This is a genomic window from Bradyrhizobium sp. AZCC 2262 (assembly GCF_036924535.1).
Classification (GTDB): Bacteria; Pseudomonadota; Alphaproteobacteria; order Rhizobiales; family Xanthobacteraceae; genus Bradyrhizobium.
The window spans coordinates 8,057,351-8,076,829 of record NZ_JAZHRT010000001.1; the positions used below are offsets into that span (position 1 = coordinate 8,057,351).

Sequence of the window (19,479 nt, forward strand, 5' to 3'; positions counted from 1 at the left end):
GGCGCGCAGCGCAATCCGGGGACCTCTCCACCGGAAAGACTTATCCCGGATTGCGCTGCGCTCCATCCGGGCTACGGTTCGCTACAATAACTAAGCCCCAAAACTCTTCGGCGAGCCCGCAACCGGCACGCTGCCGCCGCTGGCGACCTTCATCACCGCAAGCCCGCGCTCATTGCTGCCGTCGGAGCGGAACCGAAATAGCCCGTCGATGCCGGCAAAGCCCGACGGGTTGGTCAGCGTTTCCGGCGCAAAACGTTGGCTGCCCTGCTTCGATAGCGCGGCGACGAGTGCGACCGCGTCATAGGCGAGCGGCGCGGTGCGCACCGGATCGGCGCCGAATTTGGCGCGGTAGCGGCCGGAGAAGCCACGGAAGCCCGACGGGTCCGGCGCGGCATAGAGCCCGCCCTGCAGCACGGGGCTCGCATAGACGCGCGGATTGTCCCACAGCCCGGTGCCGAGCAACTGGATGTTGCGCAGATTCGCGCCCGCCGCGGTCAAGGCATCCGCCGTTGCCACGACCGAATCGCCGTCGTCGGCGATGAACAACACATCCGCCGAGCCGAGCGACTGCGCCACCGTCCGTGCCGCCGCGGAACGATCGGAGGCGTATTTCTCGAAGGCGACGATGCGCCCCTTGCGGCCGACCGCCTGCTTGAAGGCTGCTTCCACCACATTGCCGTAGGCATTGTCCGGCAGCAGCGCCGCGAAAGATTTCTTTCCGATGCTGGCGGAATAATCGACGATCCGGTTGACGTCGGATTCGGGCAGGAAGCTGAGCAGATAGACGCCGCGTCCGGCCACGCTCGAGTCGGTCGAGAATGCGATCACCGGAACGCCGCGCGTGCGCGCCTGTTGCGCGGTCGCCGCCACCGATGCCGCAAACAGCGGACCCAGAATGATTTCCACGCCCTCGCCGAGCGCCTGCTGGGTGACCTGCTGGGCGCCTTGCGGGCTGCCGCCGTCATCCTTGATCAGAAGCTGGATGTTCGGATTCTGGAATTCCGCCAGCGCCATCTCGGCCGCGTTCTTCATCGATTGCGCGGCGACGCCGGCATTGCCGGCGGCCGAGAGCGGCAGGATCAGGCCGACCTTGACCTGCCCGGTGCCGACCGCAAGCGGCTGTTGCTGCGGGCCTGCGGGTCCCTCGTTCTGCGGGGAAGCAAACGGGTTCGAAACCTGGCCTCCCGAGCAGGCGCCGAGCAGCGGCGCGCCGAGAATAAGACCAACCGCCGTCCGGCGGGTCGGTCCCGATAGCCGGAGATCCGGAGATCCGGGCTTGGGATTGAGCGGGCCTACCATCTTGTCTCTTCTCTTGACCGACCGCCGTCGGCCAGGATTCCGGCTTTCTGGGCCGAGGCACCTGAACCGCTACTGAACCCGAATGGGGGATTCTGCATATTGTCGAGAATTAGTTAACCAAAACAAAAGGATTACGCGCCCGCCCTGCGTCGCGGGGAACTTCAATATTGCCGCCATCCGGCAGATATAGCGCTTGCACCAAGACCTCTTTAGATTGCCATTATGCGCGCAAAACCCAATTCCAACTACGGGTCAGACACCGAACCGGGTTCGGCCAACAGAACATTTTTGATTGGCGGCCACGTCCTGAATGCCCCGAAGCCGGTTCCCGGCCTTTATCTGGTGGCGACCCCGATCGGCAATCTCGGCGACATTACCTTGCGCGCGCTCGAGACATTGGCCGGTGTCGACATCATCGCCTGCGAGGACACCCGAATCACCCGCCGCCTGACCGAACGCTATGCGATCTCGGCAGAGCTCAAGCCGTACCACGAGCACAACGCAGCGCTGGCGCGACCGAAAATCCTGGAAAAGCTGGCGCAGGGCGCCACGATCGCGCTGGTGTCGGACGCCGGTACGCCCCTGATATCGGACCCCGGCTTCAAGCTGGTGCGCGAGGTCTGTGCCGCCGGCCACGCCGTGATCGCGGTGCCTGGCGCGTCCTCGGTGCTGACGGCGCTGTCGGTCGCTGCACTGCCGACCGACCGGTTCTTCTTTGAGGGATTTTTGCCGGCCAAGGAAGTCGCGCGGCGGACGCGGCTCGCCGAGCTTGCCCGAATTGACGCGACGCTGGTGATGTTCGAATCCGGCAACCGCGTGCAGGATACGCTGGCCGATCTTTCCGACATCATGGGCGGGCGCGACGCCGCGATCTGCCGCGAGCTGACAAAACTGCACGAGGACATCAAGCGTGCGCCGATCGCGGAGCTGGCGAAGGCCGCAGATCAACTGGAAACCCGCGGCGAGTTCGTCCTCGTGGTCGGCCCGCCGCGCGTCGATGAAGGGATCATGACGCAGCACGATCTCGACGATTTGCTGCGTTCGTCGCTGGCGCGCGACAGCGTCAAGGACAGCGTGGCGCATGCCGTCGAACTTTCCGGGCGGCCGCGCCGCGAGGTCTATGCCCGCGCGCTGGAGCTCGCGAAACAAGCCAGAGGCGACCATGGCGAAGACTGACGGCACGTCACCGCCGCGCGCCGGAGCAAAGCTCGCCGCGCCCGAGCGGGTCGCCGCCTTCCGCACTGGACTTTCCGCCGAAACCCGCGCCGCCGCCTTTCTGATAGCCAAAGGCTACCGCATTTTGGCAAAGCGCTTCCGCACCCCCCATGGCGAGATCGATCTGGTGGCGAAGAAGCGCAATCTGATCGCCTTCATCGAGGTCAAGGCGCGCGCCAGCCTGGACGATGCCGCCTACGCCGTCACGCCGCGCCAGCAGGGGCGCATCATCGATGCCGCGCAAGGGTGGCTGATGGCACATCCCGAGCATGCCGAATTTGAGCTGAGATTTGACGCCGTCCTGATTGCGCCGCGGCGTCTGCCACGCCATCTGTTAGCGGCATTCGACGCCAGCACCTGAGATTTCCCTCCAGAGACCCGGACCCCTCCCTATGAAATTGAATGTCGCCGTCCAGATGGACCCCATCGCGCGTATCAACATCCGCGGCGATTCGACCTTTGCGCTGCTGCTCGAAGCGCAGAAGCGCGGCCATAGCCTTTCCTACTACACCCCGGACAAGCTTTCGCTGCGCGGCGAAGAGCTGGTGGCGCCGGTGCAGTTTCTCACCGTGCGCGACGAGATCGGCGATCATTTTACGTTGGGCGAGGCGAAGCGCGAGGCGCTGACCAATTTCGATGTCATCCTGCTGCGACAGGATCCGCCCTTCGACCTCGCCTACATCAGCTCGACTCATTTCCTCGAGCGCATCCACCCCGAGACGCTGGTGGTGAACAATCCGGCTTCGGTGCGCAACGCGCCGGAGAAGCTGTTCGTGATGAACTTTCCGCATCTGATGCCGCCGACGCTGATCTCGCGCGACCTCGACGAGATCAATTCGTTCCGCGATGAACACGGCGCCGTCGTCATGAAGCCGCTGCACGGCCATGGCGGCGCGGCGGTATTCCGCGTCATGCCGCAGGACATGAATTTCGGCTCGCTGTTCGACATGTTCTCGGTCACCTTCAGGGAGCCCTGGGTGATCCAGCGCTTCCTTCCCGAGGTCAAGCACGGCGACAAGCGCATCATTTTGGTCGACGGCGAATTTGCCGGCGCCGTCAACCGCGTGCCCGCCCCCGACGACCTCCGCTCCAACATGGTTCGCGGCGGCGCCGCGCAGGCCACCGAACTCTCTCCGCGCGAACGCGAGATCTGCGACACGCTCGGCCCCGCGCTGCGCGAACGCGGGTTGCTGTTCGTCGGCATCGACGTGATCGACGGCAACCTCACCGAGATCAACGTGACGTCGCCGACCGGTATCCGTGCGATCCAGCGCCTCAACGGCCCGGATGTCGCGGCAAAAATCTGGGACAGCATCGAGGCGAAGCGCGCCGGGAAATAATTTCCCGGCGTGCCCACGACTTGGAATGGCGTACCACACAACGAATTCAGCGGTCCCGAAACGGTAGCCGAAGCGTAGGTGGGAGGTTGCGATGGATGATCGAACCGTGCGGCTGGCGCTGCAGCGCCATTGGGATGCCTCGGACGCGAGCGATTTCGAGGTCGAGCATGAAATCTACCGCGAGGATGCCGTGCTTGATTATCCGCAGTCGGGCGAGCGGATCCGTGGACGGCGCAACATTCAGGAGAGCCGGTTCGTCCAGCCGAACAAGAAGCGCTTTGCGGTCCGGCGAATTGCCGGCAGCGGCGATCTCTGGGTCACTGAATTCGTGCTTACCTATGACGGCATACCCTCTTACGCGGTGAGCATCATGGAGTTCCGCGAAGGACTGGTGGCCAACGAAACGCAATATTTCGCCGACCGGTTTGACCCTGCCCCCTCGCGTGCGCATCTTGTCGAGCGGGTCGGCGAATGACGTCCTACCGGCTGGGCGGAGCCGAAGCGAAGAGTCGAAGTGGCTCGCTCGGCGCAAGGCCGGCAGTGGCCGGTCGAACTCCAGGACACTATCGCCATATCCGATCCCAAGTTCCACCATCATACGGCCATTCTTTGGACAAGACTGGAGGGGGCGCTGGCCGATGGCCGACCTGATAGATAGTGGACCGCCATCTTCGGATGACATTGGACGGAAAAGGGAAACGCCAATGAATTCCATACCTGCTCCAAAAGAACCTGAACCCGGCGATGCCACAATCGCAGGCGCCGATGAGCGGCTGGCGCACGCCTACGAAGAGATCAAGCGCGCCGATGAACAGCTCACGCAAATGAGTGAACGGCTTGCGAAAATTGAGGGCGATGCCCCGCGCCCTCCTGCAGCCGCACCTGCCCCGCAATCGCCACCTGCGGAGCCGCCCATGCAATTATCACCTGCGCAAGCACCCCCTCCGCAAGTATCGCCGGCAAGGTCGGTGCTCCGGAACCCCATGGCTTTGGCCTTGGCGGCGTGTTTCGTCGTCACTGCCTTGGTCTTGTCGGCTTATGACGGCGGGGTCGTCGCGCGTTGGGCGCCGCAACTCGCTTCGCCGCCATCATCGCCGCCGGAAAGTCCAACGCTTGCCGCGCAGTCCGCGCCCTCCATCGTTCCAGGGGCCTCTGCGGAGACAGCACCACCATTGGCAACACCACAAGACGCACCGCAGCCAACGCCATCGCAAGCAACATCCCTCGCCCAGGCTCAGACCGCGCCGCAAGATGCCGCGCCAGCAGCCGCCGCAGCGCCTGCGGATCAGGCTCAGTTGCTGCAGCAGATCGCACGTGATCTCGCGACGCTGGAACGGAACATCGAACAACTCAGGGCGAACCAGCAGCAAATGGCCAACGACAATTCGAAAGCCATAGGCGAACTCAAGGCCAGCCAGGAAGAGATGAAGCGTACGCTCGCGAAGGTTTCCGAGCCGACCCCGCCCAAGACGTCATCGCCTCCGGTGCAGCCGGCTCCGGCCTTGCGCAGGCCCGAACGGACGTATCAGCCTCCGCAAGCGAGAGCACGGCCACGATACTACCCAAGGGAGTGGATGTACGACGATTGGTAGGGCAGCGTTCGAGATAGCGCCCGGCTCAACGGCCGCAGCAAGAAGCTGGGATACCATCGCGAGGAGGCGCGGCAGCGCAATAACGCTGCGCTGCGCCATCGCATTTTTACATCCCAGTCGCGCTCTCTCATCCCACTTGCCAATTTCGGCAAGCGGGCGCAGCCTGTAGCTGCGGATGAATCTGTCCGGGCGACGAACTGCAATTCATAAAATTAATGGGAGGAAGACGGATGACGACGAATCTTTCGCGACGGTCTTTGCTTGCGCTTGGCGCAGGACTCGGTGCGGGTCTTGGCGCTTCAACGATGCTCGGCGGCAGCGCGCTGGCCAAGGCGCCGAAGCTCGGCACGCAGACGCCCTACTGGCATCGCTTCGTCCTCGGCGACGCCGAAGTGACGATCGTTTCCGACGGCACGCTGCCGCTCGGCCCTCCCAAGGGCACCTTCGTTGGCGTGCCCGATGAAGAAGTGAGGAAGATGCTCTCCGACAACTTCCTCAATCCCGACAATGTCGTGCTCGAGCAGAACTCGCCGATCGTGAACAACGGCGACAAGCTGATCCTGTTCGACACCGGCATGGGCACGTCGAAAGCTTTCGGGCCGACCACGGGCCGCCAGCAGAAGAGCATGGCGGAAGCCGGGATCAAGCCGGGCGATATCGACGCCGTGGTGCTGTCGCACGCCCATATCGATCATATCGGCGGCATCGTCGGCGCCGACGACAAGCCGTTATTCCCCAACGCGCAATATTACATCACCCAGAGCGACTTCGAGTTCTGGACCGATGAAGGCAAGCTCGGCAGTCCCTTGAAGGATTTCGTGGTTCATGCCCGCAGGAATTTGTTACCGGTGCGCGATCGCATCGTGTTCATCAAGGACGGCCAGGAATTCCTGCCTGGCGTGCAGGCGATCGCGGCGCCCGGCCACACCGTGGGTCACACCATCTTCATGGTAAGCTCTGCCGGCAAATCCTTCGCCTTCCTCGGCGACCTCACGCACCACGCCGTGCTGTTGCTCGAAAAGCCGCGGATGGAGTTTTCCTACGACACCGATCCGAAACAGGCGGCCGCAAGCCGGGTAAAGTTGCTCGACACAATCGCGGCCAACAAGACCCCGGTGATGTCCTATCACTTCGCCTGGCCGGGCTATGGTCACGTCGCCAAGACCGGCGACGGATTCCATTATTATGCCGAGCCGATGAAAATGGAGCTCTGAGGCAGCGCGACTGCTCCGGGGCGGCCGGTCTGGCCCGCCCCGGAAGCTGCCGGTTACGCCGCGGCGCCAGCCTCCCGCGGCGGAACCAATCGAATGCTTCAGATTTTCACCTTGACGCCGCCAGCGCGGTTACGACGGCGGCGGAGACTTTGGCTCCCTCGATTTTTTCCGCGTACAGAAGCTCGTTGCAGAGCTTGTCGATGAAGGTGCTGTTGATCGCCTTCAGGCCTACGAAAACGCTGGTCACGATGTTCGCGGCATCGGACCAGGTTGTTTCCTTGGTCGGAGTTTGCGCCTCCTTTATCTTGTCGAAGATCAACGTTCGTGCGGTTGACCACTTGATGATCTCCTCGCGCAGGAAGTCCTTTTCCGGTCCATCCCGAAAACCGTTGAGGAGCGGCGGGTCATCGTGCTCGTCTTTCGGTGGCGTGAGGCCGAATTCTTCCGCTTCGGCTTCGACCAGGACAATCTCCTGCTGAAGCTTCTGCAAAAACTCGGCCTTCTTCTTTTCGGAATATTTCAGGTCCTTGCCGAGGTCGTCGACCAGAGGCAACACGCGCTGGCGAAAGCGTATCGACAGAATGAGCGCGCTCAGAAGCAGCGATGTCTTGAACGTCAGGTTGAAGCGCCGGTCCCGTGACGGGATGAACGCGACGTAGCATCGCTTGGCCTTGCTTCTGAAATTCTCGTTTCTGGCGATAATGGGCCGGTAAAACTTGCCGTCGTTCCCGAGACAAAGAAAATCGGTTTGTCTCGGCACCTTGCCAAGCAGGACATCCTTTGCCGCCGCCTCCATGTCGTTGATCCATAGCGGCGTCATTTCGTTGCCGTTTCGCGCGGCTGCTACGGCCTTGATATCGGCCCACGTCGTGCTCGTACCCGCGATGGTGAAGATGTTGGGCAGTGCGTTGAATTCTCCCGTGACCACGGTGGTCAACGCCAGGCCCTCGGCATTTTGCGACGGGGCGCGGAACAATAAAACTGATGCGGGGCTGAAACACGTCCTCGTCAATGCGTTCGTCGACCCAGTTTCGAACGAAGGCCAAGGTGATCTTCCGCACGCCGTTCCTCATCAGCTTACGGACGGGCGGGTCGCTGATGTCGCGAAGAGGGACGACTGCGGATCGTGTCAATACCAGTTCGAGGAAATCGAACAGTTCAGTGTTTTCGTAAGAAAGCGAGTCGTCGCTTTCGGCTCCGATCGGCAACGGTGTGTCGTTGCGATCCGATGTCGATACCAGCGAACCCTGGTAGCGAGCGAGCTGGCTTGGGCGATCGCTGTCGTACAGGAAACACATCCGGTCACGTATCGCTTTTTTTTGATCCGAAGCTTCCAGCTTGGCCCGGAACTGGCCTGCCTCGTAGAAGCACCAACTCATGTTCTTTTCGGATTTATCTCCGCCGCTGCAAATGAAGACGAACCACTGGGATTTCTGGATCGATTCCGAAATCTTGGTTTCGTAATCATCGCCGCCTTCAATGCCGGCATGATCGATGAAAACTTCGAGATTCGGCGACAACGCGGTGAGCGATTCCACCACCGCTTCGGCGATTCTCTTGTCCTTGTGATTGTATGAAATGAAGACTCAGGTCTGGGCCATGGCTGCATCCTCTCCAGGCAATGTCTCAACAGCGAAATATTTTTGGATCGACGCAGGCGTCGTCCATTATCTCATTTCTCGAATCGGAGGCCGAAGACGGGGCGAAGATCGTGCAAAGGCAGTGCAGCTGAAGACGAGGCTTTCGAATTCGCACGGAAGTCCAGGCTCTCCTCAGGCTCACAGCGTAGGATGCCGCTCGCGCAGATTGCAATGAGGCAGATCACACATCCCGCAACCGGAGCGGGGCGACGATATCTCCCCGAGGATCGTGTCTTGCGGCCCGCCCCGGTGCCGCCCGATCAGGTTTGCTTGCGCGGGACGCCGGCCCGGCTTGCGCCTTTCTGTTCCCTTAATGTTCTTGACTTGCCCCAAGGTTCCCCGCTACCTTCGATTGCACCACGAGGGGCAAAAGCATGGTCGCGCGGGTTTCTACCGTCGCCTTTGAGGGGATCGAGGCCCGCGCGGTCGACGTGCAGGTGCAGGTCGCGCCCGGGCTGCCGGCCTTTGCCATTGTCGGCCTGCCGGACAAGGCGGTGTCGGAAGCGCGCGAGCGGGTGCGTTCGGCGCTGATCGCCTCGGGGCTGGCGCTGCCGGCGCGGCGGATCACCGTCAATCTCGCGCCGGCCGACCTGCCGAAGGAAGGCAGCCATTACGATCTGCCGATCGCGCTCGGCCTGATGGCGGCGATCGGCGCGATCCCGCCGGATGCGCTGAATGGTTTTACGGTGCTCGGCGAGCTCGGCCTCGATGGCTCGATCGCGCCGGTGGCCGGCGTATTGCCGGCCGCGATCGGCGCGAATGCGCGCGAGGAAGGCCTGATCTGTCCGGCGGCGTGCGGAACGGAAGCCGCCTGGGCCAGCCCCGATATCCAGATCATCGCGGCAAAATCGCTGATCCAGATCGCCAACCATTTCAAAGGCACGCAGGTGCTGTCGCGCCCGCAGCCGAAAGTGCACGAGCCGGAGGCGACGCATCTCGACCTGCGCGACATCAAGGGCCAGGAGAGCGCCAAACGCGCGCTGGAGATCGCCGCGGCCGGCGGGCATCATTTGCTGATGATCGGCTCGCCCGGCGCGGGCAAGTCGATGCTGGCGGCGCGGCTGCCGTCGATCCTGCCGCCGCTGTCGCCGTCGGAATTGCTGGAAGTCTCGATGATCGCCTCCGTCGCCGGCGAGATCCGCGACGGCGCCTTGACGGCGCGGCGGCCGTTCCGCAGCCCGCATCATTCGGCCAGCATGGCTGCGCTGACCGGCGGCGGCATGCGCGCCAAACCCGGCGAAATCTCGCTCGCACACCAGGGCGTATTATTCCTCGACGAATTGCCGGAGTTCGATGCGCGCGTGCTCGATTCGCTGCGCCAGCCATTGGAAAACGGCGAAGTCTCGGTGTCCCGCGCCAACCACCGCGTCACCTATCCAGCCCGCTTCATGCTGGTCGCGGCGATGAATCCCTGCCGCTGTGGCCATGCCTATGAGCCCGGCTATTCCTGCAAGCGCGCGCAGCTCGACCGCTGCACCGCGGACTATCAGATGCGCATCTCCGGCCCGCTGATGGACCGCATCGATTTGCGTATCGAGGTGCCGGCGGTGACCGCCGCCGACCTGATCCTGCCGCCGCCTTCCGAAGGCTCAGCCGAAGTCGCCGCGCGTGTCGCCGCGGCGCGCGATCTCCAGCTCATGCGCTATGCCGCCGCCGGCCTGCCGCATATCCGCACCAACGCCGAAGCGCCCGCCTCGCTATTGGAAAAGATTGCGCAGCCGGATGCGCAGGGGCAAAAGCTTTTGCGTGACGCCGCCGAGACCATGAAGCTCACCGCCCGCGGCTATCACCGCGTGCTGCGCGTCGCCCGCACGCTCGCCGATCTCGATGGCGCGGAAAAAATCGGCCGCCTGCATCTGGCGGAGGCGCTGTCCTATCGCGCACTCGCGGAAGATCTGCGCCGGGCGGCATAAGCGCATCGCGCTGTTCCTGCCGGGCGCGGAAATACCGACTGAATTTCTGAAATCGATTGCAAACGAGCGTCAGGCGGAAATCCGCCCGAAACGACAGAGAACGACTGGGGAGGCACTCCGTAGGGAGGACACGGCACGTAACGTCACGGCGCGTATGGACGCTATGAACGACGTTTGACGTGAAACTTCTTCAACGATCTGCCTGCGCGAAGGCCTGAAGAATTGCCACGGGGAGTTCGCAGCAGCTCTCGCTTTTCAAGAATGAACTCGGCAGCAAGATCAAAGTCGTCGCAAAACGACAAGCCACCACTGAAACCCTCGTGCATCTCGAAGTAAACAAGCGCGGCCTCGGGGCTGACTTCGCCGGGGATGTACCAATCATCCTTCTCGGGAGGAGTGTGCCTGGGTGGTTGACGCCACAGATGATACCAGTGGACCTCACGCGCTGCTTCATCAGCTTGCGGCTGTCTCGTTAGAGTTTCGAGAGCATCATCAACTGACCGCAGAATGTTCAACGCAGCCTCGTCTTCAGCATCCCTCCCGGAGCGCAGCATATCGAGGAAGTTCACGATCATTGCTCGCTTGGAGAGATAGCTCATTGCGGTTTCCATCACCACCGTGACAGGACCCGGTATCGCACTGTCTCCGGCCTCCCACCTGCGGACACTACGGCCGTCGTCAACGCGCAGCATCCGCGCCAAGCCATCAGCGCTCAAATCCAACGCGTGTCGTGCCGCTTTCAGGGCCTCCGGAGAACGTACCAATTTTGGCAGTTCGGTCATTTTGCCTCGCCTTCCGGGCTCCTCGGCCTCGCGTGCACCACGTGATCTAAGCGATATCCGGCGATTTGACCTATGTGGAATGCATTAATTACATATCTGATATGCTCTATTGTCTACCTGGAGGAACATAACACCGCTTGGCGAACTTTGAAGACGGCCGCCCCTTAAGCTCAGGCAGTTTGAGGCCGGGCTCGGGGTCGGCAAAAAAGGGGCCCGACACGCGACCCCGTAAATCCCCCTAAGGCGCGTTACCATTGACGAAATCACCTGCCGTCGCCGTCGGAATTGCTGGAAGTCTCGATGATCGCCTCCGTCGCCGGCGAATCCGCGACGGCGCACTGGCGGCGCGGCGGCTGTTCCGCGCCCGCGGCTATCACCGCGGGCTTCGCGTCGCGCGCACGCTCGCCGATCTCGATGGCACGGAAAAAATCGGCCGCCTGCACCTGGCAGGAGCGCAGTCCTATCGCGCACTGGCTGAAGATTTACGGCGTGCGGCATAGAGCATCGCACGATCCCTGTCTGGCGCGTAGGGATGCCGAAAGATCATCAAATAGTCCAAGCCTTTGTCCTTCTTTGTTTGATCCAGATCAATGAAGGATTTCATCGGCGGCAGTTATCCTGCTCGCGCGCGCAATGGCGTTTCCTGCAATGGAGCAGGCACGACGTCGCCCGTACCATCCAAATACGATGGCAGACGGCAAGATAGCTGGCACCGCACGGGAGCGTGCGGCCGGCTCAGCAATGTTCGATTCCGAAAGTGGCAGGTCGTTATATGAGCGACACGTCAAATAGACATGATGCGCAGCCGGCGCTTGGGACCGGTCGGCGCGCGGAGCTGTTCGTATTCGCCATCATCGCCGCCTTCATCTGGCCGGTGGTCGCCGTTGGCGTGGTCGGCGGATTTGGCTTTCTCATCTGGATGTCGCAGTTGATCCTGGGCCCTCCCGGCCCTCCGGGAGGCTGAGGTCGCCATGGAAAGCCCGGGACCCTCACGGCGCGCGCTCCTTCGTGGTCAACTTCTCGCCAGGCCGATCGCTGTCATCAACGAGGATTGCCTCGCCGAAGCTGGCATCGTCTGCCGCTCCTGCGGCGACGCATGTCCGGATGCGGCGATTCGTTTCCGTCCCCGCATCGGATTGCCGCCCGAGGCCGTCGTCAGCGAAGCCGCCTGCACCGGATGCGGCCACTGCGTCGGTGCGTGCCCGGGCGACGCCATCACGCTGGGCGCTGCGCGCCGCGGAGACGCGTCATGACCGCGGAAGACACCATTCACATTTCGAGCGCGGTCGTCTCTGTGCTGCCAGAGCATCGTGACGCGGTGTTGCGTGCGCTCGCTGCGCTGCCCGGCGTCGAGATCCATCAACGTGACGCGTCGAAAATTGTCATCGTCATGGAGGCGGCCGAGAGCGGAATCCTGGGCGGCCGTCTCGCCGAAATAGCATCCTGGCAAGGCGTCCTTTCGGCCAACATGGTGTTCGAGCAGGTCGAGAGATCAGCCGATATCGGAGATTAGAACATGTCACTGTCGCGACGCGAATTGTTGAAGGCGCAGGCCGCCGCCGTCGCCGCCGCGGCCGCCGGCATCGTCGTTCCCGCGGCCGCGCAGCCGGTGGCGGGCGGCGTCGGATCGCTGGAGATCAAATGGTCGAAGGCGCCGTGCCGCTTCTGCGGCACCGGATGCGGGGTGATGGTCGGCGTCAAGGCCGGCAAGGTCGTTGCGACCCACGGCGATACGCTCGCTGAGGTCAATCGCGGACTGAACTGCATCAAGGGATATTTCCTCTCCAAGATCATGTATGGCGGCGACCGCCTGACGACGCCGCTGCTGCGCAAGAGGGGTGGCGTGTTTGCGAAGGACGGCGAGTTGACGCCGGTGACGTGGGACGAAGCCTTCGACGTGATGGCCGCCCGCGCCAAGGCGGTGCTGAAGGAGAAGGGGCCGACGGCGCTGGGCATGTTCGGCTCGGGACAATGGACGGTGTTCGAGGGCTACGCCGCCACCAAGCTGATGCGAGCCGGCTTCCGCTCCAACAATCTCGATCCCAATGCCCGCCACTGCATGGCGTCGGCGGCGGTCGCTTTCATGCGCACCTTCGGCATGGACGAGCCGATGGGCTGCTATGACGATTTCGAAGCGGCTGACGCGTTCGTGCTGTGGGGCTCGAACATGGCGGAGATGCATCCGATCCTGTGGACGAGGCTCACCGACCGGCGTTTGAGCCATCCGCACGTGAAGGTCGCGGTGCTCTCGACCTTCACGCACCGAAGCTCTGATCTCGCCGACATCCCGATCGTGTTCAAGCCGGGCACGGACCTGGCGATCCTGAACTATATCGCGAACCACATCATCACGACCGGACGGGTCAATCAGGATTTCGTCAAGAACCACACGACCTTTGTGAAGGGCACGGTCGACATCGGTTACGGATTGCGCCCGGATCATCCGCTTGAGGTCAAAGCCAAAGGCGCGGCAACGGCCGGCGCGACCCAGCCGATCGACTTCGACGCCTATGCCGCCTTTGTGAAGGACTACACGCTCGCCAAGGTATCGGACCTTACGGGCGTCGAGCGCGGATTCCTGCAGGAACTCGCCGAGCTCTATGCCGATCCGAAGCGCAAGGTGATGTCGCTCTGGACAATGGGCTTCAACCAGCATGTGCGCGGCGTATGGGCCAATCAGCTGCTCTACAATCTTCACCTCTTGACCGGGAAGATCTCCGAGCCCGGCAATTCGCCGTTCTCGCTGACGGGGCAGCCGTCCGCCTGCGGCACGGCGCGTGAGGTCGGCACCTTCGCGCATCGTCTGCCGGCCGACATGGTCGTCACCAACCCGGAACACCGCAAACACGCCGAGGAAATCTGGCGTATCCCGCACGACATCATCCCGGAAAAGCCCGGTTACCACGCCGTCGAACAGGACCGGATGCTGCGCGACGGCAAGCTGAACTTCTATTGGATCCAGGTGAACAATAACCTGCAAGCCGCCCCGAACAGTTCACGCGAGACCTATCCCGGCTATCGAAACCCGGACAACTTCATCGTCGTCTCCGACGCCTACCCGACCGTCACGGCGATGGCCGCCGATCTCGTCCTCCCCGCCGCGATGTGGGTCGAAAAGGAAGGCGCCTATGGCAACGCCGAGCGGCGCACGCATGTGTGGCGGCAACTCGTCGACGCTCCCGGCGAGGCGCGCTCCGACCTCTGGCAAATGATGGAATTTTCCAAGCGCTTCACCACCGACGAGGTGTGGCCGGCGCAGATCCTGGATGCCAATCCCAACTATCGCGGCAAGACGCTGTTCGACGTTCTCTTCCGCAACGGCAATGTGGACAAATTCCCGGCGACCGAAATTCCCGCCGAGTACGAAAACCGCGAAGCAAAAGCCTTCGGCTTCTACGTGCAGAAGGGACTGTTCGAGGAATACGCCCAGTTCGGTCGCGGCCATGGCCACGATGTTGCGGACTTCGACACGCTCCACGAGGTGCGGGGACTGCGGTGGCCTGTCGTCAACGGCAAGGAGACGAAGTGGCGCTATCGCGAAGGTCTCGATCCCTACGTCAAGCCGGGCAAGGGCGTCGAGTTCTACGGCAACACGGACGGCAAGGCGCGGATCATTGCCGTGCCCTACGAACCTCCAGCCGAATCCCCCGACAAGGAATTCGACATCTGGCTGGTCACCGGACGCGTGCTCGAACATTGGCACTCCGGCTCCATGACCATGCGCGTGCCCGAGCTCTACAAGGCGTTTCCCGGCGCCAGGGTCTTCATGCATCCGGAAGACGCGCGCGCCCGAGGCATCAATGAGGGCGCGGAGGTCCGCGTGGTTTCCCGCCGCGGCGAAATCCGAAGCCGGATAGACACCAAGGGGCGCAACCGGATGCCGCGCGGCGTTGTCTTCGTTCCGTGGTTCGATGCCAGCCAACTCATCAACAAGGTGACGCTGGACGCAACCGATCCCATTTCCAAGCAGACGGACTTCAAGAAATGCGCGGTCAAGATCATTCCGGCCTGAAGCGGTTTCGCTCGTCCATCGCAGGCGCCCTGCTCGGCGGCATGCTGGTGTTCGTCTGCGGCGCGATCTACGCCCAGAACGCGCCAGAGATCGTACCGCCCGTCACCGGAGCGGCGGCGCCGATGGGGGACGTGCCGGCGTCGCCTTTGGCGCGGCCGGTCGTCGATGACAAGCGGCTCATGCGCAATTATCCGGAGCAGCCCCCCATCATCCCGCACTCCATCGATAACTACCAGCTTACGCTCAAGACCAATCGCTGCCTCGACTGTCATCGACGTCAATTCACCGAAGGCTCCGGCGCGCCGATGATCAGCATCACCCACTTCATGGACCGCAACGGTCAGGTTCTCGCCGACGTGACGCCCCGGCGCTACTTCTGCACCGCCTGCCACGTCCAGCAGACGGATGCGCAGCCGCTCGTTCCCAGCACGTTCAAGGATATGCTTCTCGTCGGCCCCGAGAAGAAGTGAGAACCTGCAATGCAGCGGCTCAAGTCACTCCTGATCTGGTTCTGGCACATCGCCAGCCGCCCCAGCGCGCATCTGAGCCTCGGTTTCCTCGCATTGGGCGGCTTCGTCTGCGGCGTCCTGTTCTGGGGCGCCTTCAATACCGCGCTCGAAGTCACCAACACCGAAAAGTTCTGCACCTCGTGCCACGAAATGCGCAACAACGTGTTCCAGGAGCTGCAGCACACCCCGCACTTCACGAACCGTTCGGGGGTCCGCGCCAGTTGTCCGGACTGCCATGTTCCGCACGACTGGACCGACAAGATCGCCCGCAAGATGCAGGCTTCAAAGGAAGTCTGGGGCAAGATCTTCGGCACGATCGACACAAGGCAGAAGTTTCAGGATCATCGGCTCGAGCTCGCCAAGCATGAATGGGCGCGGCTGAAGGCCAATGATTCCCTGGAGTGCCGCAACTGCCATTCCGCCGTCGCCATGGATTTCACCAAGCAAACCCGACGAGCCGCGGAGATCCACGGCAAGTTTCTCGTCACCGGGGAAAAAACCTGTATCGATTGCCACAAGGGCATCGCACATGAACTGCCCGACATGACCGGCATCGAGCCGGGCTGGCGGACGCCACCCGAACTGAGGGACCGCCAGAGCTTTCGCGTCAATCCGCGCGATGAGCTGGTGCGATATCTCGCAGCGACCGGATCGGAGCGGTAATACGGGTTCAGGCATCGTCGGAGCGACGCCGCCGTAGCCCGGGTGAGCGCAGCGACACCCGGGGACCGTGCAGACAAAGACCCGCATATCGCTTGCGCTCATGCGGGCTACAATTTCATCCGCTCCGCCACGCCGGATCGCTTCGCTGGACTCGCCACGAGGATGCCGGCCCAACACAAAACAACCGGCGTCAACACCTCGGTAACTAATTTCCTTTACCCTCTGCCAACCATAAGCCCCACGTCTCGGGCTTGTGCTGAGTGGGTCGCGTATCATGTTGCGTTTGAAGATCCTGGCCTCGGTTGTTCCGCTGGCAATTGTCGCTTTGTTCGCGCGCGGCGAGTTTTTGGCAGGGCCTCGGGCCTGCATCGAAATAGCAGGCACGCCCGTCCAGATCGCCGCCCTCTCATGGCAGGCGCACCGGCGCGTCGGTTTCACCAACGATCCCTCCCACGCGACGGTGCGGGTCCAGATTTCCGACAACGCGGAAGCCGCCGACCTCACCGTGATCGACGACATCGACACCGTCGAAGCCGGCGCCTGCGAGAGCAGCGCACCACCGCGGCTGGTCGCGATCTCCCGCAATCCCGCGCCCTCCGATCCCGTGATCTATCTTTCCCGGGATGGGCCGGCCGACTACCGGATCTTCGTGTCCTCGAAGAGCTTCTCGCTGCTCGATGCCGCAGCCCTGATCGTCGGCGCCCGCGGCGAGCGTCACCGCGTCGAAGCAGCGTTACTTTAAGGTTTGAGCATGGTCTTTCCGGAAAACCGGTTCCCACTTTTCCGGACCATGCTCGGTTAACACTCCATTCACCATGTTTTCATCGCGGCCGACAACCGCGGTTAACCTCAAGCACTTTGCAATGTCAGCGACGCATCGTCTGTCCAAGACAGGCGGCGACCGCCGACCTGGTTCAAACAACAATCTCAGGGTCATTGGCGATGGGACGGACCTTCCGGATCAAACTTCGCTTTCGCCGTTTCGGCCGCCGGCATCCCTGGCTGACCTTCACGCTGCGCTCCTTCATGATCTTCTCGATCGTGTTCGGCGGCGCCTACGGATTCATTGCCGGAAGCAAGACGGAAAATTCCGGCTATGACCCGCACGCCTTCGCGATCGGCGTCGCCTTCCTGTTTGCGCTCGCCTGCGTCGCGCTCGCCACCCTCAGCGTCCGGCTTCGCCTGATGCGCAAAAAAATGCGCAAGGTCGCCCTGCACAATGAAGCGCTGGCCGATCGGAACTGGGAATTGCAGGAAGCCGAGCAGCGCGCCCGCCGCCTGTTCGAATCGCAGGGCGATCTGATCGTGCTGCGCGATGCCGAGGGCCGTATCACCTATGCCAACGACGCCTATTGCGAACTCGCGGAAAGGCCGAGCGATGCGCTGATCGGCAGCCGCTTTGCGCTTGAAGTTCTCGAACAGGGCGATACCGCGCTCGAACCGACCGGCACCCGCGTTCATGACCAGCAGGTCTCAGGCCCGCTCGGCCCGCGCTGGATCGCGTGGCGCGAGGGCCTCGTCCGCAACGACGCCGGGGGACCGGCGGAAATGCAAAGCGTCGGCCGCGACGTCACCGATCGCACCGAAAGCGAGCGCGCGCTGGCCGAAGCCCGCGATCAGGCCGATGCGGCAAGCCGCGCCAAGTCGCGCTTCCTCGCGATGGCGAGCCATGAAATCCGCACGCCGCTCAACGGCATCATCGGCATGAGCGGGCTGTTGATGGATACGCCGCTGACGCCGGAACAGACCACCTATGTCAAGGCGGTGAAGACTTCCGGCGACGCGCTGCTCTCGCTGATCGAGGAACTGCTGGATTATTCCAAGATCGAGGCCGGCAAGATCGACCTCGAACATCGTCCGTTCGCGCTGTCGGGCATGATCGAGGACATCACCGAATTGCTGGCGCCGCGCGCCGAGGCCAAGAAGATCGAAATCGCCGCCTATGTCGACGATCGGCTGCCGGCGCACGTAATCGGCGACGCGGCGCGGCTGCGGCAGGTGCTGCTCAATCTCGCTGGCAACGCCATCAAGTTCACCTCGACCGGCGGCGTCGCGCTGATCGTCGAGCCCGGCATCTGGCCCAACGAAATCAGTTTCCTGGTGCACGACACCGGAATCGGCATCGCGCCCGAGGCACGCGAGCGCATTTTCCGCGAGTTCGAACAGGCTGACGACAAGATCGCGCGCAGCTATGGCGGCACTGGCCTTGGCCTTTCCATCTCCGACCGCATCGTCAAGCGCATGGGCGGCCGCATCACGCTGGAGAGCCAGCCGGGCGCCGGCTCGACATTCGAAGTGTCGATCCCGCTCGCCGCCGCCGATGGCGAACAGGCGTCCCTTACGACGCCCGATCTCTCCGGCCAGTCGATCATGCTGGTCTCGCCACAGAGCATCGAGGCTTCGCTGACCATACGACGGCTGCAGCGCTGGGGTGGGCACACCTGCATGGTGTCCGACGCCGATGTCGCGGAAGCTCTGCTTCCCGAGCGGCCCTGGCACGCCGTGCTGATCGATCATGCGCTGGGGCTATCCGACATCGAACGGCTCGGCGAAGCCGCGCGCCTGCATGCCACCCAGCGTATCGTGATGTTCACGCCGGCGACACGGCAGGAATTGCAGCCGTCCGCCACCTCCGCCCTCACCGGCTATCTGGTCAAGCCGCTGCGCGCGGCGTCGCTCGCGGCGCGCCTGACGACCGCGCCGGAAGTCGCGGCGCCGAGCCTGGAGCCGGCCATCGACACGATCGAGACATCAGCCGCGCCGTCGGTGAAGGGCCTGTCGATCCTGGTTGCCGAGGACAATCAGATCAATGCGCTGCTGATCCGCTCGCTGCTCGGCCGGCTCGGCCATCACGCCGTCATCACCACCAACGGCGCCGAGGCGCTGGAATCCTGGCTGTCGGCGAAATCCGCCGACACCCCCTATGATCTCGTTCTGATGGACATCCAGATGCCGCAGCTCAACGGCATCGAAACCACCAAGCGGATTCGCGCCCTTGAGGCCGGCGAGCCGGGCAGCCGGACGCCGATCCTCGCCCTCACCGCCAACACACTTGTGGAAGATCGTTACGCCTGCTTCGAGTCCGGCATGGACGGATTCTTGATCAAGCCGCTCGACCGCGAAAAACTCGCCGACGCGCTCGCCGGCCTTATCGCGTCACGGCACATCGCGGCGTGAGGCGGCGTTTGGCCTTGTGCCAAAACAATCTCGATGTCGTCCCTGCGAACGCAGGGACCCATAACCACAGCGTCTAGTGATAAGAAGAAAGTCGTTTGCCTACCTGCCCAAAGAAACGCCGCG

Annotated in this window: 18 protein-coding genes and 2 pseudogenes; 16 read left to right on the forward strand and 4 right to left on the reverse strand. The window is 62.9% G+C overall.

All coding sequences use genetic code 11. The features are described 5' to 3' along the window. Positions 1-90 precede the first annotated feature (90 nt). Complete coding sequence (locus tag V1283_RS37775; protein ID WP_334391662.1) at positions 91-1,299, reverse strand: penicillin-binding protein activator; 1,209 nt, start codon at positions 1,297-1,299, stop codon at positions 91-93. A 222-nt stretch (positions 1,300-1,521) separates the two neighbouring features. Here V1283_RS37775 and rsmI point away from each other — a divergent pair, with 222 nt between their 5' ends. From rsmI to V1283_RS37805, 6 genes are all read left to right on the forward strand, one after another. After that, the gene (rsmI, locus tag V1283_RS37780; protein WP_334391663.1) at positions 1,522-2,475 is read left to right on the forward strand and encodes a 16S rRNA (cytidine(1402)-2'-O)-methyltransferase; all 954 of its coding nucleotides are present in this window, start codon (positions 1,522-1,524) and stop codon (positions 2,473-2,475) included. Continuing rightward, entirely contained in the window at positions 2,462-2,875 is a 414-nt protein-coding gene (locus V1283_RS37785) for a YraN family protein (protein WP_334391664.1), read from the forward strand. Before rsmI ends, V1283_RS37785 begins: the two co-directional genes overlap by 14 nt. 31 nt (positions 2,876-2,906) lie before the next feature. Beyond that, a complete protein-coding gene (gene gshB / locus V1283_RS37790) occupies positions 2,907-3,854 on the forward strand; it encodes a glutathione synthase (RefSeq protein WP_334391665.1) in 948 nt (315 codons plus the stop codon). 91 nt (positions 3,855-3,945) lie between these two features. Beyond that, a complete protein-coding gene (locus tag V1283_RS37795) occupies positions 3,946-4,329 on the forward strand; it encodes a nuclear transport factor 2 family protein (RefSeq protein ID WP_334391666.1) in 384 nt (127 codons plus the stop codon). A gap of 820 nt (positions 4,330-5,149) precedes the next feature. Continuing rightward, on the forward strand, positions 5,150-5,446 hold the full coding sequence (locus V1283_RS37800; RefSeq protein WP_334391667.1) for a hypothetical protein: 297 nt from the start codon (positions 5,150-5,152) through the stop codon (positions 5,444-5,446). A 230-nt stretch (positions 5,447-5,676) separates the two neighbouring features. Beyond that, on the forward strand, positions 5,677-6,660 hold the full coding sequence (locus V1283_RS37805; RefSeq protein WP_334391668.1) for an MBL fold metallo-hydrolase: 984 nt from the start codon (positions 5,677-5,679) through the stop codon (positions 6,658-6,660). Positions 6,661-6,766: 106 nt separating this feature from the next. Here V1283_RS37805 and V1283_RS37810 read toward each other — a convergent pair whose 3' ends face one another. Then, positions 6,767-7,597: a hypothetical protein gene (locus V1283_RS37810; RefSeq protein ID WP_334391669.1), complete on the reverse strand. Its 831-nt coding sequence runs from the start codon at positions 7,595-7,597 to the stop codon at positions 6,767-6,769. A gap of 439 nt (positions 7,598-8,036) precedes the next feature. After that, positions 8,037-8,201: pseudogene (locus tag V1283_RS44845) on the reverse strand (hypothetical protein); the annotation flags it as partial. A gap of 473 nt (positions 8,202-8,674) precedes the next feature. On the opposite strand from V1283_RS44845, the gene V1283_RS37820 reads away from it, so the two are divergent. Continuing rightward, positions 8,675-10,213 (forward strand): YifB family Mg chelatase-like AAA ATPase, encoded by a 1,539-nt coding sequence (locus V1283_RS37820; RefSeq protein WP_334391671.1) that lies wholly within the window; start codon positions 8,675-8,677, stop codon positions 10,211-10,213. Between the two features lie 161 nt (positions 10,214-10,374). On the opposite strand, the gene V1283_RS37825 is transcribed toward V1283_RS37820, so the two are convergent. Further along, the gene (locus V1283_RS37825; protein ID WP_334391672.1) at positions 10,375-10,995 is read right to left on the reverse strand and encodes a helix-turn-helix domain-containing protein; all 621 of its coding nucleotides are present in this window, start codon (positions 10,993-10,995) and stop codon (positions 10,375-10,377) included. A gap of 356 nt (positions 10,996-11,351) precedes the next feature. Here V1283_RS37825 and V1283_RS37830 point away from each other — a divergent pair. The 9 genes and pseudogenes from V1283_RS37830 to V1283_RS37870 all read left to right on the forward strand — a co-directional run. Next, a pseudogene (locus V1283_RS37830) lies at positions 11,352-11,495 on the forward strand (ATP-binding protein); the annotation flags it as partial. 272 nt (positions 11,496-11,767) lie between these two features. Further along, entirely contained in the window at positions 11,768-11,959 is a 192-nt protein-coding gene (locus V1283_RS37835; RefSeq protein WP_334391673.1) for a nitrate reductase, read from the forward strand. A gap of 7 nt (positions 11,960-11,966) precedes the next feature. Next, positions 11,967-12,248 carry a 4Fe-4S dicluster domain-containing protein gene (locus V1283_RS37840; RefSeq protein ID WP_334391674.1) on the forward strand — a complete coding sequence of 94 codons (282 nt, stop codon included), beginning with the start codon at positions 11,967-11,969 and terminating at the stop codon, positions 12,246-12,248. Beyond that, entirely contained in the window at positions 12,245-12,508 is a 264-nt protein-coding gene (locus V1283_RS37845; protein WP_334391675.1) for a chaperone NapD, read from the forward strand. Before V1283_RS37840 ends, V1283_RS37845 begins: the two co-directional genes overlap by 4 nt. 3 nt (positions 12,509-12,511) lie before the next feature. Then, complete coding sequence (gene napA / locus V1283_RS37850; protein ID WP_334391676.1) at positions 12,512-15,007, forward strand: periplasmic nitrate reductase subunit alpha; 2,496 nt, start codon at positions 12,512-12,514, stop codon at positions 15,005-15,007. Next, positions 14,980-15,477: a nitrate reductase cytochrome c-type subunit gene (locus V1283_RS37855; protein ID WP_334391677.1), complete on the forward strand. Its 498-nt coding sequence runs from the start codon at positions 14,980-14,982 to the stop codon at positions 15,475-15,477. The genes napA and V1283_RS37855 overlap by 28 nt, the downstream gene beginning before the upstream one ends. 9 nt (positions 15,478-15,486) lie before the next feature. Beyond that, a complete protein-coding gene (locus V1283_RS37860; protein ID WP_334391678.1) occupies positions 15,487-16,179 on the forward strand; it encodes a cytochrome c3 family protein in 693 nt (230 codons plus the stop codon). A 274-nt stretch (positions 16,180-16,453) separates the two neighbouring features. Further along, entirely contained in the window at positions 16,454-16,921 is a 468-nt protein-coding gene (locus V1283_RS37865; protein ID WP_334391679.1) for a hypothetical protein, read from the forward strand. A gap of 200 nt (positions 16,922-17,121) precedes the next feature. Then, entirely contained in the window at positions 17,122-19,356 is a 2,235-nt protein-coding gene (locus V1283_RS37870) for a PAS domain-containing hybrid sensor histidine kinase/response regulator (protein WP_334391680.1), read from the forward strand. Positions 19,357-19,479: the final 123 nt, after the last annotated feature.

Coding starts and splice junctions, on each gene's coding strand:
- V1283_RS37775 (WP_334391662.1), bottom strand. CDS start 1,299: ATGGTAGGCCCGCTCAATCCCAAGCCCGGATCTCCGGATCTCCGGCTA.
- rsmI (WP_334391663.1), top strand. CDS start 1,522: ATGCGCGCAAAACCCAATTCCAACTACGGGTCAGACACCGAACCGGGT.
- V1283_RS37785 (WP_334391664.1), top strand. CDS start 2,462: ATGGCGAAGACTGACGGCACGTCACCGCCGCGCGCCGGAGCAAAGCTC.
- gshB (WP_334391665.1), top strand. CDS start 2,907: ATGAAATTGAATGTCGCCGTCCAGATGGACCCCATCGCGCGTATCAAC.
- V1283_RS37795 (WP_334391666.1), top strand. CDS start 3,946: ATGGATGATCGAACCGTGCGGCTGGCGCTGCAGCGCCATTGGGATGCC.
- V1283_RS37805 (WP_334391668.1), top strand. CDS start 5,677: ATGACGACGAATCTTTCGCGACGGTCTTTGCTTGCGCTTGGCGCAGGA.
- V1283_RS37820 (WP_334391671.1), top strand. CDS start 8,675: ATGGTCGCGCGGGTTTCTACCGTCGCCTTTGAGGGGATCGAGGCCCGC.
- V1283_RS37825 (WP_334391672.1), bottom strand. CDS start 10,995: ATGACCGAACTGCCAAAATTGGTACGTTCTCCGGAGGCCCTGAAAGCG.
- V1283_RS37835 (WP_334391673.1), top strand. CDS start 11,768: ATGAGCGACACGTCAAATAGACATGATGCGCAGCCGGCGCTTGGGACC.
- V1283_RS37840 (WP_334391674.1), top strand. CDS start 11,967: ATGGAAAGCCCGGGACCCTCACGGCGCGCGCTCCTTCGTGGTCAACTT.
- V1283_RS37845 (WP_334391675.1), top strand. CDS start 12,245: ATGACCGCGGAAGACACCATTCACATTTCGAGCGCGGTCGTCTCTGTG.
- napA (WP_334391676.1), top strand. CDS start 12,512: ATGTCACTGTCGCGACGCGAATTGTTGAAGGCGCAGGCCGCCGCCGTC.
- V1283_RS37855 (WP_334391677.1), top strand. CDS start 14,980: ATGCGCGGTCAAGATCATTCCGGCCTGAAGCGGTTTCGCTCGTCCATC.
- V1283_RS37860 (WP_334391678.1), top strand. CDS start 15,487: ATGCAGCGGCTCAAGTCACTCCTGATCTGGTTCTGGCACATCGCCAGC.
- V1283_RS37865 (WP_334391679.1), top strand. CDS start 16,454: ATGTTGCGTTTGAAGATCCTGGCCTCGGTTGTTCCGCTGGCAATTGTC.
- V1283_RS37870 (WP_334391680.1), top strand. CDS start 17,122: ATGGGACGGACCTTCCGGATCAAACTTCGCTTTCGCCGTTTCGGCCGC.